Raw genomic sequence first — 15623 nt, 5'->3', positions numbered from 1 at the left:
GGAGACCATGCGCATACTCCTGTTCCGTGAAGACGGCGTGATCGAGCCATGGGTGCGCGAATTCGCCGCCCTCATGCCGCAGGCGGAGACCGTCGCGTGGAAAGAAGGCGCCGCCCTGCCGCCGTGCGACTACGCGGTGGTATGGAGCCCCACGCCGGCCCTGCTGGACCAGCTCGCGCACGTGCGCGCGATCTTCCTGATGGGCGCCGGCGTCGACGCCCTGCTCAAGCTGGGCGAAGCGCTGCCGCCGGTGCCGATCGTGCGCCTGGGCGACGCCGGCATGGGCGTGCAGATGGCGGAATACGTGGCCCATGCGGTGCTGCGCTACTACCGCCACTTCGACGACTACGAACAGCAGGCGCGCCACGGCGTCTGGGACCCGCTGCCGCTCGCGCCCAAGGAAGATTTCACGGTCGGGATCATGGGCCTGGGCAGGCTCGGCCTGCCGGTGGTCGAGGCGATGCGCCTGTTCGGCTTCCCGGTGCGCGGCTGGAGCCGCACGCCCAAGGACATCACCGGCGTCGAATGCTTCCATGGTGAGGAAGGACTGGAGCCCTTCCTGCGCGGCACGAAGGTGCTGGTGTGCATGCTGCCGCTCACGCCCGAGACGGCCAACCTGCTCGACCGCCACAACCTGGGCAAGCTGCAGCCGGGCGCCTATCTCATCAACGTCTCGCGCGGCGCCATCCTGGCCGAGCCGGACCTGATGACCCTGATCCGCTCCGGCCAGATCGCCGGCGCCACGCTCGACGTGTTCCGTCACGAGCCGCTGCCGGCGCCGCACCCGTTCTGGAACGAGCCGCGCATCAGCATCACCCCGCATATCTCGGCGCTCACCGTGCGCCACGACGCCGTGCGCCAGATCGCCGACAAGATCGCGAGGCTGGAGAGCGGCCAACCCGTCGACGACATCGTCGACCGCGATCTAGGATACTGAAAGAATGAACCAAGCCAGCCTGCCGAAGAAGGTAAAGATTGTCGAAGTGGGGCCGCGCGACGGCCTGCAGAACGAGAAGGAAGCGCTGTCCGCCGAGGTGAAAATCGAGCTGGTCAACCGACTGGCGCGCGCGGGCTTTCCCAACGTCGAGGCGGCTTCTTTTGTGTCGCCCAAGTGGGTGCCGCAGATGGCCACCAGTGCGGAAGTCATGGCCCGCATCGAGCGCCTGCCGGGCACGATCTACTCGGCGCTGACGCCGAACATGCAGGGCTTCGAGGCGGCGCTGGCCGCCAAGGCGGATGAAGTGGTGATCTTCGGCTCGGCCTCGGAAGCCTTCTCGCAGAAGAACATCAACTGCTCGATCGCCGAGTCGATCGCACGTTTCGAGCCGGTGGCAAAAGCCGCCAAGGCCAACAATCTGCGCCTGCGCGCTTCGATCAGCACGGCCTTCGGCTGCCCCTACCAGGGCGAGGTGCCGCTCGACGCCGTGGCCGACGTGGTGCGCCGCATGCGCGACCTCGGCGTAGATGAAATCGACATCGCCGACACCATCGGCGTCGCGACCGCGCGCAAGACCCAGGCCGTGATGCTGCGCGCGGCGCAGGAATTCCCCCTGGAACGCCTGTCCGGCCACTTCCACGACACCTATGGGCAGGCGCTGGCCAACATCTACGCGGCGATGGAAGTCGGCGTGGCCATCTTCCACTCGTCGGTATCGGGACTGGGCGGCTGCCCCTATGCGAAGGGCGCGACCGGCAACGTCGCCACCGAGGACGTGCTCTACCTGATGAACGGGCTGGGGATCGAGACCGGGATCGACCTCGACCAGGTGGTGGATGCGGGGCAGTTCATTTCGCAGCAGCTGGGGCGCAAGGGCGCGAGCCGCGCCGGGAATGCGATTGCGGCGAAACGCGCCGGCTGAACACACCCGACAACGAAAAAGGCCGACAGTTTTCACTGTCGGCCTTTTCCTTAATACTGGTCGGAGTACAAGGATTCGAACCTTGGACCCCCTGGTCCCAAACCAGGTGCGCTACCGGGCTGCGCTACACTCCGAAGACGAAGATCATAACGCGTCGGCCAGACCAGGTCAAGGCTTAAGGACAAAATAAGCAGCTCACCGTATTCTCTGGCGCATTATTCATGATTGTGCGGACAATATTGTGTATCTAGCAGTCCATGACAGCCTGCATGAGCGTAAGCGGCGGGAGCACAGGCGCTTCCTGGCCGGTGTCGGGGTGTCCGTGACTGTGCACATTCTCTTGATGCTTGCCTATCGCACTACTGGGCCAGCCCCGACCCCCGCCGTGCCTGAACCGCCCTCTTTCATTACTGTGCGCATCGCGCCGCCGCCGCCGCGCGCCGAGCCGGCAACGCGACAGCGGAGCGCAGCGCCAGCGGCACGCAGCGCACGCAGCGCACGCAAGTCGACGCCGCAAGCCGTGATTGCAGTTCCGGTGTCACCCCAACAGGAAGACGCACCGGATGCCTTCACGGTACAACAGGCGGACGAACCGGCGCCAGGAGAAGCGCCCCAGTTCGATATGAATACCGCCAAGCAGACAGCGCGGCAACTGGCAGGTCAAACCAAACTGGGCCGCGAAGGACACGCGAACGCGCAATTCCCCGATCCGCCCCTGGAGACGGAATCGAAGCTCGGCAAGGCCATCAGCAGGGCCAAGCGCCGCAACTGCAAGGACGGCGTCCCCGGTGGATTGCTGGCGCCGCTGTTCCTGGCCATGGACAAGAAGGACCACGGCTGCAAGTGGTAAGGCCTTACACGCCCTTCTTCGGCTTCAGGTAGCCGTGCATGTCCAGCCAGCGTGCGAAGCCGTCGAACCAGCCGGTGCTGGTGGTCGTCTTCTGGTACATGCCGAAACCGTGGCCGCCCTGCTCGTAGAGGTGAAACTCCACCGGCCGCTTGACGGCGCGCCAGCTGTCGACCAGGCCATACCCGGCATTGCCGAACAGCGGATCGTCCGCGGCCAGCGCGATGAACAAGGGCGGCGCGTCAGGCGGCGCCTTCATCGGCGTGAGTGGACCGTAAACGTTCCCGATGAAGGCGGGTTTGGCGTCCTGCCCATGCAGCGCGGTGGCCATGGTCAGCATCGCGCCGGCGGAAAACCCGACCATGCCGATGCGCTCGGGATCCACCCGCCACTCCTTGGCGCGCGAGCGCACCAGCGCAAAGGCGGCGCGCGCATCGGCGATCTGGGGCGCCAGGGCGACGGCGGGATCCTGCTGCGACGCTCGCCGTGCCGCCTGTGCGCCGGCCGAGAACATCTGCGCCATCGAGCGCGCGAATTCCCCCATGTCCTGCGGCGTCTGGTTGAGGCGGTACTTCAGCACGAAGGCCGCCACGCCCTTGTCGGCCAGCGCCCGGGCCACGTCCCAGCCTTCGTTATTCATCGACAGCGTGCGAAAGCCCCCGCCCGGCGCGACGATCACCGCGGCGCCGGTCGCCTTTCCCGGGGCCGGCAGGAAGGGAGTCAGGGTCGCCAGCGTGACGTTGCGGGCGAACACGCTGCCGTACTGGCTGTGCCAGCTTTCCTTCGTGGTGGCGCCCGGCAGCTCGCCGGTCCCCAGCACGATCGCGTCCGGCTGCGCCGGGATCGCGATCGGCGTCATCCTGTCGTCCTGCGCCAGCGCCGGCACGGCCAGGGCGCAAGCCAGGCCGGCCAGCCCGGCAGCCAGGCCCATGCGGATTGTCCTCATCATGTGTTTTCTCCTCTCCAAGTGATTACTGCTCCAGCACTGCGACACTGCAATGATTGCGCTAACATTCTGCGGCAATACCTTGTCAAGGGACCAATAACTTTTTATCGCATGCCGATATCCGAATTGGTATCAGGGTCTGCTGCAGTAGAATGCCCTGGAAAGCCGGTCGCACCGACCGGCGGCAACGCAGGAACAGGAACCAAGATGGCAAAGAAGGAAGAACTGGACGAAGAAACGCTGGCATTCATCGGCTGGCTCACCGAAGTGGAGAAATTCCTGGTCGCCGGCGGCGCCACCGTCAGGCAGGCCCAGGACCATATCGAAGAACAGGTCGAATGGTTCACCGACCAGTTCTACGATGGCTTGAGCCCTGAAGAAGCCGCGAAAGAGGCGCTCGCCTGAAGGTGTGACGCGGCCTGTCAGGCCTGCGCCAGCAGCTGCACAGGCGGCCTGCCCGCACCAAGGTGACCGGTCGCGGCAGCACCCTTGAGGCCCTGCGCACGCAGGCGGAAGGCGCCGACCGCCTGCGCCAGGCTGTCCGCTTCCTCGCGCAGTGCCTGGGCCGCGGCGGAGGCCTGCTCGACCAGGGCCGCGTTCTGCTGGGTGGCATGGTCCATCTGGATGATCGCCTGGTTCACCTGTTCGATGCCGGTGGCCTGCTCCTGGCTGGCCGCCATGATCTCGGCCATGATGTCGGTGACGCGGCCGACGCTGCGGACGATCTCTTCCATCGTGGCGCCGGCCTGCTCCACCAAGGTCGAGCCTTCGCTCACCGTCCGTATCGAATCCTCGACCAGCGTCTTGATTTCCCTGGCGGCGGCGGCGCTGCGCTGGGCCAGGTTGCGCACCTCGCCGGCCACCACCGCGAAACCGCGTCCCTGCTCGCCCGCGCGCGCGGCCTCCACCGCGGCATTCAGGGCCAGGATATTGGTCTGGAACGCGATGCCGTCGATGACGCCGGTGATGTCGCCGATGCGCGCCGCCGAGGCATCGATCGCGGCCATGGTGTCCACCACCTTCGCCACCACCTGCCCGCCCTGGTTCGCCACCGCCGACGCCGACTGCGCCAGCCCGTTGGCCTGGCGCGCATTGTCGGCATTCTGCTTGACGGTCGAGGTCAGCTCTTCCATCGAGGCCGCGGTCTCCTCCAGCGAAGCCGCCTGCTGTTCGGTACGCGCCGACAGGTCCAGGTTGCCTGCCGCGATCTGGCCGGAGGCGGTGGCGATGGTGTCGGTGCCGCCGCGCACCCGTCCGACGATGGCGGCCAGCCCTTCGTTCATGTCGCTCAGCGCCTGCATCAGGCGGCCGGTCTCGTCCCGCCCCTGGACGTCGATGTCCCGGGTCAGGTCGCCATCGGCCACCGCACCGGCGATCCGCACCGCCTGCTCGAGCGGGCCGACGATGCCGCGCACCAGCACCACCCCGACCGCGCCGGCCAGCAGCAGGCCCAGGATCATGCCGCCCAGGCAGACCGCGCGCACCACTTCGAACTGGTGGCGCGAGGCCTCGTTCGACTTCCTGGCCTCGTCGAGCTGCAGCTGGATGAGCACATCGATGGCGGTGGCGACGGGCCGGAACAGTTCGACCAGCGGGCCGTGCACGATCTGGCGCGCAAGCTCCAGGTCCCCGGCGCGCAGGGCCGCAGCGGCGGGCTGCAGGCCACGCTCGACGAAGGCCGCGCGCGCCTGGAGGAAGCGCGCGGCGGCTTGCTGCTCCTGCCCTGCCAGGCTAGATCCGGTGTAGGCCTTCCACTGTTCGTCGATCACGGCCTTGTTGCGCTCGATGTCGTCGAGCAGGGCCGGCACCTGGCCGGCATCGGCCGTCAAGGCCTCGGAGACGTTGAACTGGTTGCGGTTCAGCCTGCGCACGATCTGGTCGAGCTGGCCCAGGCGGACCAGCCGGTCGGCGTACAGGGACTGCAGCTCGTCGTTGGCCTGTTCCAGGCTGAACAGCCCGACGGTTGCGCCGATGACCAGTTCGATGCCGAGCAGGGAGAGCACGAGCAGGAGGCGGAGCTTGATGCTGAGTTGGTTGAATAAACGCATAGGATGGACTCTTACATGGTTGAACACAGGGCCGGCGCTTCATCCGCCAGCAGGCGCGCTACCTCGTCGGGCCAGACCGGGCGGCTGAAGTAATACCCCTGGATTTCATCGCAGCCGTTTTCCTTCAGGAAGGCCACCTGCTCCGCCGTCTCGACGCCCTCCGCGACCGCCGACAGGCCGAGCGAATGGGCCAGGGTGATGATGGCGCGAATGATGGCGGCGCCGGTGGCATCGCCTTCCATGTCCCTGACGAAGGCGCGGTCGATCTTCAGCACGTCGAGCGGGAAGCGCTTCAGGTAGCTCAGCGAGGAATAGCCGGTGCCGAAGTCGTCGATGGACACGGTCACGCCGAGCTCCCGCAGCGAGCGCAGCACGTCGGCGGCGTCCTCGGTGTCGTGCATGACGGTGCTCTCGGTGATCTCGAGTTCGAGTCCGGCCGGCGCCAGGCCGCTGTCCTCGAGCGCGCTGCGCACCCGCCCTGCCAGCCCGGGTTGCTGGAACTGCCGCGCCGACAGGTTGACCGACACGCGGCCGCCGAACAGGCCTTGCGCGCGCCATGCGGCGGCGCAGGTGCAGGCCTCGCGCAGCACCCACAGGTCGAGCTCGTTGATCATTCCGCTCTCCTCGGCCAGCGGAATGAAGCGCGCCGGCGACAGCAGGCCGAGTTCCGGGTGGCACCAGCGCACCAGGGCCTCGACGCCGACCATGTGCCCGTCCTTCATGCTGATGCGCGGCTGGTACTGGAGCACGAACTCCTTGCGCTCGATGGCATGGCACAGCATGGTTTCCAGGTCGACCCGCTCGCGGATCGCGCCGCCCATGCGGGGCGTATAGAAGCACAGGTGCGCCGGTCCTTCGTGGCGGGCACAGGCGCTGGCCACCTGCGCCATGTGCAGGAGCTGGAACGCCTGGCAGGGTTCGGGCGGCAGCATCGCGATGCCGACGCTGGCCGACAGGAACACGCAGTGTCCGCCCGGCGCGAACGGCAGGCGCATGCAGTCCTGCAGCCCGCGGGCCAGCGCTGTCGCGCCGTCGCGGTCGGCCTGCCTGCACACGACGATGAATTCGTTGCCGCCCTGGTGCGCCAGCGTGTCGCCCGGGCCCAGCCGCGCCGCCAGGCGCGCCATGCATTCGTGCAGCACCTCGTCGCCCCCGGCCCAGCCATAGTGGCTGTTGATCTTCCTGAAACCGTCGATGTCGAGCACGATTACCGCCGCCGAGCCGCCGTCGCGGCGTGCGGCGTCGATCGCTTCGGCCAGCACCTCGAGCGCATGGCGCCGGTCCGGCAGGCTGGCCAGCGTGCCGCCGGCAGGTAGAGCGGGCAAGGCTTGTTCCGGCCGGCTTTCCACGACCAGCTCCGGCGCGCGGCGCGTCCGCGACACCAGGATCAGGGCCGCGCCGGCGCTCACGCCGACTGCGAAGGCCAGCATGCTCGCGCAGCTCAGGGCCAGCCCCAGGACGAGCGCGGCCAGCAGGGCGGCCAGGATCGCCAGGCGCAGGCCGCCCGGCATACGGCGCAGCAGTGTCCTCATGCTGCCGCGTCCACGCATCCGCGCCGCAGCAGCCGCTCGATCTCGGCTGCCGGCACCGGTTTGCCGAACCGGTAGCCCTGCAGGTGCCGGCAACCGTGCGCTTCCAGGAAAGCCTGCTGCTCCGCGCTCTCGACGCCCACGGCGACCACGTCGAGCTCGAGCGAACCGGCCAACGCGATCACGGCGTGGACAATGGCGGCGGCATCGCTGTCGCCCGGAATGTCGGCGATGAAGGAGCGATCGATCTTCAGGCCATGGATCGGGAAGCGCTTGAGGTTGGCCAGGCTCGAGTAGCCGGTGCAGAAATCGTCGATGGCCAGCTGGATGCCCATGTTCGACAGGCGCACCATCGCCTCGGCGGCGGCGCCCGGACTTTCCATCAGGAGGGTCTCGGTGATCTCCAGCGTCAGGGCGTGCGGATCGCAGCCCGAATCCTCCAGCAGCTGCGCCACCTGCGCGGCAATGTCCTGCTGGTGGAACTGGCGCGCCGAGACGTTCACGCTCATGCGCAGCGGCGCCAGCCCCATGCGGGCGAAGTGCGTCAGCTGGCGCATCGCGGTGGCCAGCACCCACTCGCCGATCGGTACGATCAGGCCGGTTTCTTCCGCCAGCGGGATGAAGTCGGCGGCCGGCAAGACCTCGACGCCGTCGACCTCCCAGCGCAGCAAGGCTTCCAGCCCGACGATGCGGCCGCTGGCGATGTCGACCTGGGGCTGGTAGTGCAGGCTCAGTTCGTTGCGCTGCAGGGCGCGCTGCAGCCTTGCCTCGACATGCAGGTGCTCTTCGGCGCGCATGCCCATGTCCTCGGTATAGAAATGGAAATGGTTGCCGCCGTTCGCCTTGGAACGGTACATGGCGGTATCGGCGGCCTTGAGCAGGGCCGTCGGGTCCTGCCCGTCGCGCGGATACAGCGCAATGCCGATGCTCCCGGTGGGGAACAGCTCGTTCCCGGCCAGCATCAAGGGCTGGAACAGCTCCGACAGCACCTTCTGGGCCACCAGGGCGGCATCGCCGGTGCTGGCCAGGTCCGGCAGCACGACGACGAATTCGTCGCCGCCCTGGCGCGCCACGGTGTCGCTCTCGCGCAGGCTGCGGCTCAGGCGGCGCGCGATCTCGATGATCATCTGGTCGCCCGCCTCGTGCCCGAGACTATCGTTGACGTGCTTGAAGCGGTCGAGGTCGACGAACATCACCCCGACCAGGCGCCCGCTGCGCTGGGCCTGGGCAATCGCGTGCGAGAGGCGGTCCTGCAGCAGGATGCGGTTCGGCAGGCCGGTCAGCGCGTCGTGGTTCGCCATGCGCAGCAGGGCTTCCTCGGCCTCCTTCCTGCGCGAGATGTCCTCGACCGCGACGATCAGGCGCAGCTGGCCGCTGACGGCTTCGCGCATCGCTGACGCGCTGACCGTCACCCATACCGGGTTGCCGCGCTTCGAGATGAAGCGCGTCTCGCGCTGGAAGTCGCGGATTTCGCCGTCGATGAGCTGGCGGAACAGCGCGCGGTCTTCCAGCAGGTCGCTCTGGTAGGTGATCTGGTAAAGAAAACGCTGGAGCAGCTCGATCTCGGTAAAGCCGACGATCTGGGTCAGCTTGCGGTTGACCCGCACGAAGCGGCCTTCGCGCGACAGCAGGGCGATGCCGACCGCGGCCTGGGAGAAGGTCAGGCGGAAGAATTCCTCGCTCTCCTGCAGGCGCAGGCGGGCCTGGCGCTTGAAGGTGACGTCATGGCCGATCAGCAGCAGGATGTTCTCGTCGGCCTGGCGGGTGCGGCGGATGTTGAACTCGAGGTAGCGCACCCCGTCGGCATGGCCGTCGACCGTGACGACCACGCCGTCCTGCGGCGCGCCGGACGCCAGCGCGGCGGCCATGCGTTCGGCCAGTTCCGGCGACGGCAGCAGCGATTCCAGCCAGCGGGGCGCCTCGAGCGCATCGTCCGGGACGCCGAGCATGTCCCGCATCGTCGCGTTCATCGAGCGGATCCGGCCCGACGCATCCGTGACGATCAGCCCGGCGGGCATGCCGCCGATGACCTGTTCCAGGTAGTTCTGGTGCTGCACCACGCTGCGCCGGTCGGCGTGGGCATAGGTGTCGAGGGCCAGGCCCATGTCCAGGCAAACGACCTTGAGCACGCTGTTGAACATCGCCCGGAAGCGTTCCGGCTCGGCGTGGAACTGCTTCCACAGGAGATCGAACATGCCTGCCACGTACTTACGGTAGGCGCCGATATACCATTTCGGTTCCAGCCCGATGCGCTGGTGGACCAGCCCGACCCGCAGGCGGTCGCGGATGTAGCTGCCGTCGTAGTCGCCCGAGCTCAGGCTGCGGAAATACGCGGCCTGCGAGTGCTTCAGGCGCTGTACCGTGGCGTCGTCCTTGACCAGCTGGCGCAGCTGGGGAAAGCCGAGGATGTGCTCGTAGAAGTCGTCCGAGAAGGTGTCGGTATCCTCCACCATTCCGTGCAGCTCGCGCAGCAGGCGCAGGTCGTCCGCGCGCAAGTCGAGGAAAGCCATGCGTTCGGCGACTTCCTGCTGGTCGAGTCCAATTTCGCGTCCGATCGAGTCGACCGTTTCATCCAATGCGTTCGGCATTGACCTCACAAGCTGCGCGTGCTGCACCATAGCGGATACCCATCGTCGTTGATTGAAGCCTGTTACTGGCTGATGACATGACGAGAAAACGCCAATGTCACCAGGCATGTCGTGGATTACTCAGCAATCGGTCCGGATAAGTGCTCGAACGAGCGGGAATGCCACTGGCTTTGAGTGAACGACGGCAGCGATGCGAGTTCTCGCGGTTGAAACCTAGATCATGATTCCCGTAGGATATTTAAGTGAATCTAGAGCAATATTGTAGGTAAGCAATTTGTGCTCATCAAACCATTTACTTGATCTGAATCAAAAATTGCTTAACTAAATATTTACGAACATGCCAATGCGATAACGACTCATGCTGCCAGCATGGAAGAAGGGAGGAATACAGCAGGATACCTGGGCGGACAGCCCAGGAAGACAGCGGGATTGGTCTTGCGGCCGGGCGGCGGCCGGCGTCACTCGCCCTTGATCTGCAGGGCGCGCTCGTACAGCGCATTTTTCTTGCGCCCGGTGATCTGGGCCGCCAGGTTCGCTGCCTGCTTGACCGAGCATTCGCCCAGCAGGATCTGGAGGATGCGCTCCGCCTCCGCATCCTGCGCATCGGTTTCCAGGGTGGCCCCTTCCACCAGCACGACGAATTCGCCGCGCTCGCGGTGCTGGTCGGCCGTGACCCAGCCCCGTGCCTCGCTCAGCGGGCAGCGGTGCACTTCCTCGAACATCTTGCTCAGCTCGCGCGCGAACACCACCTGGCGGGTCGGCTCGAACACGCTCATCAAGCCTTCGACGCACTCGACGATGCGGTGCGGCGCTTCGTAGATGACGAGGGTCGAGGTCTCGCGCGCCAGCTCGGCCAGCGCACTTTCGCGCTGCTTCGATTTTGCCGGCAGGAAGCCGACGAAGTGGAAGCGGTCGTTCACCAGCCCGCTGGCCGACAGGGCCGCGATCGCCGCCGACGGTCCCGGCAGCGGCACCACGTTCAGCCCGGCCGCGCGCACCGCATCGACGATCTTCGCCCCCGGGTCGGAGACGGCCGGCGTGCCCGCATCGGACACCAGGGCCACGCGCTGTCCGGCCTGCAGGCGCTCGACGATCTTGTCGGCCACCTCGCGCTCGTTGTGCATGTGCGCGGCGATGGTCTGCTTGCTCAAGCCAAAGCGTTGAAGGAGCGCGCCGGTCTTGCGCGTGTCTTCACAGGCCACGACATCGGCGAGCGCCAGCAGGTGCAGTGCGCGCAGCGTGATGTCGGTGACGTTGCCGATCGGTGTAGCCACGACATACAGCGTTGCGGTAGGATAGGACTGCTGGGCCGCTTCGCCCATGACGGGAAGCCGGGCGATGTCGATGGTCTGCTGTTCTGTCATAAGGGATTCCGATGTTGAAGAAGAAGAATATCAGAGCGCTGCTGGCGACGGCCGCGCTGGGCTTGTTGGCGTCGTCATTGTCGGCCTGTAGCAGCACGCCAATGCCGCCAGACCGGGGCTGCGGCGTACCGGGCGGATTTTGCGCGCCCGCCGCGCCGAGTGCAAGCCCGCCACCTGCCGAACCCGGCTATATGCCCGCGCCGGCGTCCGCGCCGGTCCGCACCAATCCGGTCGAACTCGGCCCATCCGATGGCCGTCCGCTGGCATCGAACCTTCCCCGCCCGGGCCTGCAAGGAGTACGTATTGCGCTGCTGCTGCCCATGCAATCCGACGCGTTCGCGCAGCCTGCCGAAGCGGTGCGCGCCGGCTTCATGGCCGGCTACGAGCGTGACCGCAGCGGCGTGACCGTCAACCTGATTCCCACCAGCGATTCCGCGCAGGCCACGCTCGATGCCTATGCGCGCGCCAGCGAACAGAACGACATCGTGGTCGGTCCCCTCACCCGCCCTGCCGTGGCCGCGCTGGCCACCAGCGGCATCGTGAGCAAGCCGACCATTGCCCTGAATCACCCGCAGACCAATGGCCCGCTGCCGCGCCAGCTGCTGGTGGTCGGCCTGTCGCTCGAAGAAGAAGCCAGCCAGGTGGCCGACTGGGCCGCCGCGGAACAGCCGGGCGGGCGCGCCCTGGTGCTGACCGGAAAGGCCGCATGGCAGCAACGCCTGTCGGGCGCCTTCACCGCGCGCTGGGCGCAGCTGGGCCTGAACAATGCCACCGTCGAACTGCCCAGCAGCGACGGCTACGTGGATCCGAACGCGCTGGCCGAGCTGCGCGCGCGCATGCAGGTCGACCCGCCGCAACTGGTGTTCGCCGCCCTCGACCCGGTCCAGCTGCGCCAGGTACGCAGCGCCATCGGCACCTCGCTGCCGACCTATGGCACCGGCTCGATCAACCCGGGCCCGGACCCGACCGTGGGCGGACCGGAACTGGCCGGGGTGCGCATCCTCGACCTGCCCTGGACCGTGCAGCCGGACAATCCCCTGGTGGCAAGCTATCCGCGCTGGAGCGGCGAGACCGGCGGCTACGACATGAAGCGCCTGTACGCCCTCGGCATCGACGCCTACCGCATCGCCCGCGAACTGGCCGCACGTCCCGACGCCCGCTTCGAACTGGATGGCGTGACCGGCCGCCTGTCGATCGACATGGGCGCCGGCGCAGGGGGCTTCCGGCGCGTCGAAACCGGCACGGTGTACCGTGACGGCATCTACGAAACGGTCGCCTTCGGGCGCTAAGAAACTTTACTGGGATAACTTCTACCATGTGGCCGCTGCGCCTGTCACCGCGGCAAGCCCAGGGCCGCGACTGGGAACAGGTCGCCCTGCTTCACCTGCGACGTCACGGCTTGCAGCCGGTCGAAGAGAATTTCCGCTGCAAAGGCGGCGAAATCGACCTGGTCATGCGCGATGGCGATACCCTGGTGTTCGTCGAGGTGCGCCAGCGTGCCGATCGCGAACACGGCGGCGCTGCCGCCAGCATCACTCCCGCCAAGATCCGCCGCCTGGTGCGCGCGGCCCAGGTGTACCTGTTGCGTTTTCCCGTCACGCCGCCTTGCCGCTTCGATGTCGTCGCCATTGATGGTGAACAGCTGGAGTGGCTGCAAAATGTCATCGACTAACCGTATCTACGGCGCTTATTTAAATGTAAGCAATTTTTAACGTGCTTGCCCGACCTGGGTTGCCACTGCACTATAATTCCCGGCTATGAACACTCAACGCATCCTCGCTCACTTCCAGGAGAGCGCCGATCTCAAGATGAAATCGGCTGCTGCCCTGGCACAACCCATTTCGCAGGCCGTCGAACTCATGTTCGGCGCCCTGTCCAACGGCAACAAGATCCTGGCCTGCGGTAACGGCGGTTCCGCCGCCGACTGCCAGCACTTCGCTGCCGAGCTCGTCGGTCGCTTCGAGCGCGAGCGCTTCCCGCTGCCCGCGATCGCGCTGACCACCGACACCTCGATCATGACGGCGGTCGGCAACGACTACAGCTTCAAGGAGATCTTCTCGAAGCAGGTGCAGGCCTTCGGCCAGGCCGGCGACATCCTGCTGGCGATTTCGACCTCGGGCAATTCGGCCAACGTGCTGGCCGCGGTCGAGGCGGCGCTGGAACGCGAGATGCGCATCGTCGCCTTCACCGGCAAGGACGGCGGCGCGCTGGCGAAGTTGCTGACCGACGCCGACATCCATATCAACGTGCCCCACGCACGCACCGCGCGCATCCAGGAAGTCCACCTGTGCGCGATTCACTGCATCTGCGACGGCATCGACGTCGCACTGTTCGGAGGAGAAGAAGAATGACCAAACTGCGCCCGCTGGCCGGCCTGCTGTCCAAAATCGTCCTGGGTACCGCGCTGGCGGCATCGCTGTCGGGCTGCGTGGCCATGGCCGTCGGCGGCGCCGCCACGGCCGTCCTGTCGGCCAACGACCGCCGCACCCTCGGCATGCAGACCGAGGACAAGGCGATCAACGTCAAGGCCGAGCTCAAGCTGCGCGAGCTCACCGGCGAGAACGGCCACATCAACGTCACCAGCTACAACCGCAAGGTGCTGCTGACCGGCGAAGTGCGCGACGACGCGATGAAGCAGGCGGCCGAGCGCGAAGTGCGCGCGATCGACAACGTGGTCTCGGTGATCAACGAGCTGGAGATCGCCGGCCCGTCGAGCTATACCTCGCGCTCGAACGACGCCCTGATCACCACCAAGGTCAAGGCCAGCCTGGTCGACAAGAAGACCGTCTCGGCCACCGCCTTCAAGGTGACCACCGAGCGCGGCATCGTCTACCTGCAGGGCCTGGTCACCGCGCGTGAAGGCAATATCGCCGCCGACGTCGCCAAGGGCGTGCCGGGCGTGGTCAAGGTCGTCAAGATCTTCGAATACATCGCCGACGAAGACCCGCGCGCCAACCAGGCGGCGCCAAGCCAGGGTTAATGCCAACGGCAGGACTGCGGTCCTGCCGTTTTTTCATCCGCTCCCATCATGACCGCTCAGACTTCCTCCCGTTCCTGGATCAAGCCCGCCGCCGCTGCCGCCGTGGTGCTGGCCCTGGCCGGCATCGGCTACGCCTCCTTCACCAGCGCCCCGCCCGCGCCGAACGTCACCTTCATCAGCATCGCCGGCGACAAGATCAGTACCGAGTCCCTGCGCGGCAAGGTAGTGATGGTGAACTTCTGGGCGACTTCCTGCGTCACCTGCGTCAAGGAGATGCCGCAGATGGTCGAGACCTACAACAAGTACAAGGCGCAGGGCCTGGAGTTCGTGGCGGTGGCGATGCAGTACGACCCGCCCAACTACGTGCTGAACTTCACCGAGACGCGCCAGCTGCCCTTCAAGGTCGCCATCGACTCGGCCGGCGACATCGCGAAGCAGTTCGGCGACGTGACCCTGACCCCGACCACTTTTGTCATCGACAAGCAGGGCAGGATCATCAAGCAGTACGTGGGCGAGCCGGACTTCCCGACCCTGCACAAGCTGATCGAGAAAGAGCTCGCCTCTTAAGCCTTGGGGTACAAAATCATCTGGGTGCAGCGGAACAGGGCGATGGTCTTGCCGCTGTCCTTGTCCGTCACCGTCGCATCCCATACCTGCGTGGTGCGTCCCAGATGCACTGCGGTCGCCACGACGGCGATCGTGCCCTGGCGCGCGGTGCCAGCAGGTGGGGCTGGACCGGGAGCTCGGCGCAGACGCGCCCTTCGGCGACTTCGGTGATCCGGATGCCGAGGTGGCCGGGGAGGAAGGACTTGCCGAATTGGGGCGAATAGGGAAAACGGAAAAAATCGGGCGCTAAGGCGATTTGGCCGAGCATATCGCCCGCAAACCATTCCGCGCAGTCGACTTGCAAACGCCCTGACCCTATACTGTATAGTCGACATTTATGACCGGGGGCGGTCTTTGCTTGGAAAAATAAAAGATGTCGAACGCGCAGCTGATGGCAGTAGTCGAGGTAGACAAAGGAGATCGGATAATTTGTCAGCGCGACGGCTGTCGCCACAGCGTGTACAAACGCATCCACATCGTGCGGGAGAATGGGCGGTTCACCGTCCTCGGCTCCGAGTGCTTCAAGCTCCTATACGGCTCCTATGACACCGGGGCGGTGCCCGTTTATGGATCAAGCGCTGGCCAGCTTCTTACCGACGCCGAGCGTCAGCTACTAGCCGAAAACACTGAACGCTTCATTGCCATGCTGGAGGTACAGCGGCTTCAACTGGAGCATGCCCGAGCACTGGATTTACGCGCTAGACAAGAAGAACAGCGAGAGCGCGAGGAAGCTGCACGAATTATCAGAGGCGCCTCGGATGCGCTGCGTGACGAAGAACGCAATGCTCAGTCGCCTGCCCTGGAAAACTGCCGCCGGCAATACCCAGGGCTCAATCTGGCCACACCAGGCTGGCAG

15 protein-coding genes, 1 tRNA gene and 1 pseudogene are annotated in these 15623 nt (G+C 66.2%); 10 read left to right on the top strand and 7 right to left on the bottom strand.

Features of this window, described 5'->3' with window-relative positions:
* The first annotated feature begins 7 nt into the window (after positions 1 to 7).
* Both YWC_RS0116650 and YWC_RS0116645 read left to right on the top strand, forming a co-directional pair.
* On the top strand, positions 8 to 937 hold the full coding sequence (locus YWC_RS0116650) for a 2-hydroxyacid dehydrogenase (RefSeq protein ID WP_027866393.1): 930 nt from the start codon (positions 8 to 10) through the stop codon (positions 935 to 937).
* A 4-nt stretch (positions 938 to 941) separates the two neighbouring features.
* Entirely contained in the window at positions 942 to 1859 is a 918-nt protein-coding gene (locus YWC_RS0116645) for a hydroxymethylglutaryl-CoA lyase (RefSeq protein ID WP_027866392.1), read from the top strand.
* 57 nt (positions 1860 to 1916) lie between these two features.
* On the opposite strand, the gene YWC_RS0116640 is transcribed toward YWC_RS0116645, so the two are convergent.
* Positions 1917 to 1993: transfer RNA gene (locus tag YWC_RS0116640), tRNA-Pro, on the bottom strand.
* 401 nt (positions 1994 to 2394) lie between these two features.
* On the opposite strand from YWC_RS0116640, the gene YWC_RS29800 reads away from it, so the two are divergent.
* The gene (locus YWC_RS29800) at positions 2395 to 2709 is read left to right on the top strand and encodes a hypothetical protein (RefSeq protein ID WP_156923766.1); all 315 of its coding nucleotides are present in this window, start codon (positions 2395 to 2397) and stop codon (positions 2707 to 2709) included.
* 4 nt (positions 2710 to 2713) lie between these two features.
* On the opposite strand, the gene YWC_RS0116630 is transcribed toward YWC_RS29800, so the two are convergent.
* A complete protein-coding gene (locus YWC_RS0116630) occupies positions 2714 to 3655 on the bottom strand; it encodes an alpha/beta hydrolase (protein ID WP_156923764.1) in 942 nt (313 codons plus the stop codon).
* A 204-nt stretch (positions 3656 to 3859) separates the two neighbouring features.
* Between YWC_RS0116630 and YWC_RS0116625 the strand changes: the two genes are divergently transcribed.
* Complete coding sequence (locus YWC_RS0116625) at positions 3860 to 4057, top strand: hypothetical protein (protein ID WP_027866389.1); 198 nt, start codon at positions 3860 to 3862, stop codon at positions 4055 to 4057.
* A gap of 17 nt (positions 4058 to 4074) precedes the next feature.
* Here YWC_RS0116625 and YWC_RS34115 read toward each other — a convergent pair whose 3' ends face one another.
* The 4 genes from YWC_RS34115 to rsmI all read right to left on the bottom strand — a co-directional run bounded on the left by YWC_RS34115 (position 4075) and on the right by rsmI (position 11181).
* Positions 4075 to 5700, bottom strand: coding sequence for a methyl-accepting chemotaxis protein (locus YWC_RS34115; protein ID WP_051306519.1), 1626 nt, complete (start codon positions 5698 to 5700; stop codon positions 4075 to 4077).
* Positions 5701 to 5711: 11 nt separating this feature from the next.
* A complete protein-coding gene (locus YWC_RS29790; protein WP_169728128.1) occupies positions 5712 to 7232 on the bottom strand; it encodes a putative bifunctional diguanylate cyclase/phosphodiesterase in 1521 nt (506 codons plus the stop codon).
* Positions 7229 to 9817, bottom strand: a complete 2589-nt coding sequence (locus YWC_RS0116610) for an EAL domain-containing protein (protein ID WP_036214778.1) — start codon at positions 9815 to 9817, stop codon at positions 7229 to 7231. The genes YWC_RS29790 and YWC_RS0116610 overlap by 4 nt, the downstream gene beginning before the upstream one ends.
* A gap of 458 nt (positions 9818 to 10275) precedes the next feature.
* A complete protein-coding gene (rsmI, locus tag YWC_RS0116605) occupies positions 10276 to 11181 on the bottom strand; it encodes a 16S rRNA (cytidine(1402)-2'-O)-methyltransferase (RefSeq protein WP_027866387.1) in 906 nt (301 codons plus the stop codon).
* A 101-nt stretch (positions 11182 to 11282) separates the two neighbouring features.
* Between rsmI and YWC_RS0116600 the strand changes: the two genes are divergently transcribed.
* From YWC_RS0116600 to YWC_RS0116580, 5 genes are all read left to right on the top strand, one after another.
* The gene (locus YWC_RS0116600; RefSeq protein ID WP_229413124.1) at positions 11283 to 12470 is read left to right on the top strand and encodes a penicillin-binding protein activator; all 1188 of its coding nucleotides are present in this window, start codon (positions 11283 to 11285) and stop codon (positions 12468 to 12470) included.
* A gap of 26 nt (positions 12471 to 12496) precedes the next feature.
* Positions 12497 to 12853, top strand: coding sequence for a YraN family protein (locus tag YWC_RS0116595; protein WP_027866385.1), 357 nt, complete (start codon positions 12497 to 12499; stop codon positions 12851 to 12853).
* Positions 12854 to 12938: 85 nt separating this feature from the next.
* Entirely contained in the window at positions 12939 to 13532 is a 594-nt protein-coding gene (locus tag YWC_RS0116590; RefSeq protein WP_027866384.1) for a phosphoheptose isomerase, read from the top strand.
* On the top strand, positions 13529 to 14161 hold the full coding sequence (locus tag YWC_RS0116585; protein ID WP_027866383.1) for a BON domain-containing protein: 633 nt from the start codon (positions 13529 to 13531) through the stop codon (positions 14159 to 14161). Before YWC_RS0116590 ends, YWC_RS0116585 begins: the two co-directional genes overlap by 4 nt.
* A gap of 48 nt (positions 14162 to 14209) precedes the next feature.
* Positions 14210 to 14728 (top strand): TlpA disulfide reductase family protein, encoded by a 519-nt coding sequence (locus YWC_RS0116580; RefSeq protein WP_027866382.1) that lies wholly within the window; start codon positions 14210 to 14212, stop codon positions 14726 to 14728.
* Here the strand turns inward: YWC_RS0116580 and YWC_RS34190 are convergent.
* Entirely contained in the window at positions 14725 to 14838 is a 114-nt protein-coding gene (locus YWC_RS34190; protein ID WP_371846389.1) for a hotdog fold domain-containing protein, read from the bottom strand. The two genes, YWC_RS0116580 and YWC_RS34190, sit on opposite strands and share 4 nt — an antisense overlap.
* Before the next feature lie 302 nt (positions 14839 to 15140).
* Between YWC_RS34190 and YWC_RS31665 the strand changes: the two are divergent.
* Positions 15141 to 15623, top strand: a pseudogene (locus tag YWC_RS31665) (hypothetical protein); the annotation flags it as partial.

This window comes from Massilia alkalitolerans DSM 17462 (assembly GCF_000427785.1).
GTDB classification, from domain to species: domain Bacteria; phylum Pseudomonadota; class Gammaproteobacteria; order Burkholderiales; family Burkholderiaceae_D; genus Telluria; species Telluria alkalitolerans.
This window is presented reverse-complemented; position numbering and strand designations above follow the sequence as displayed.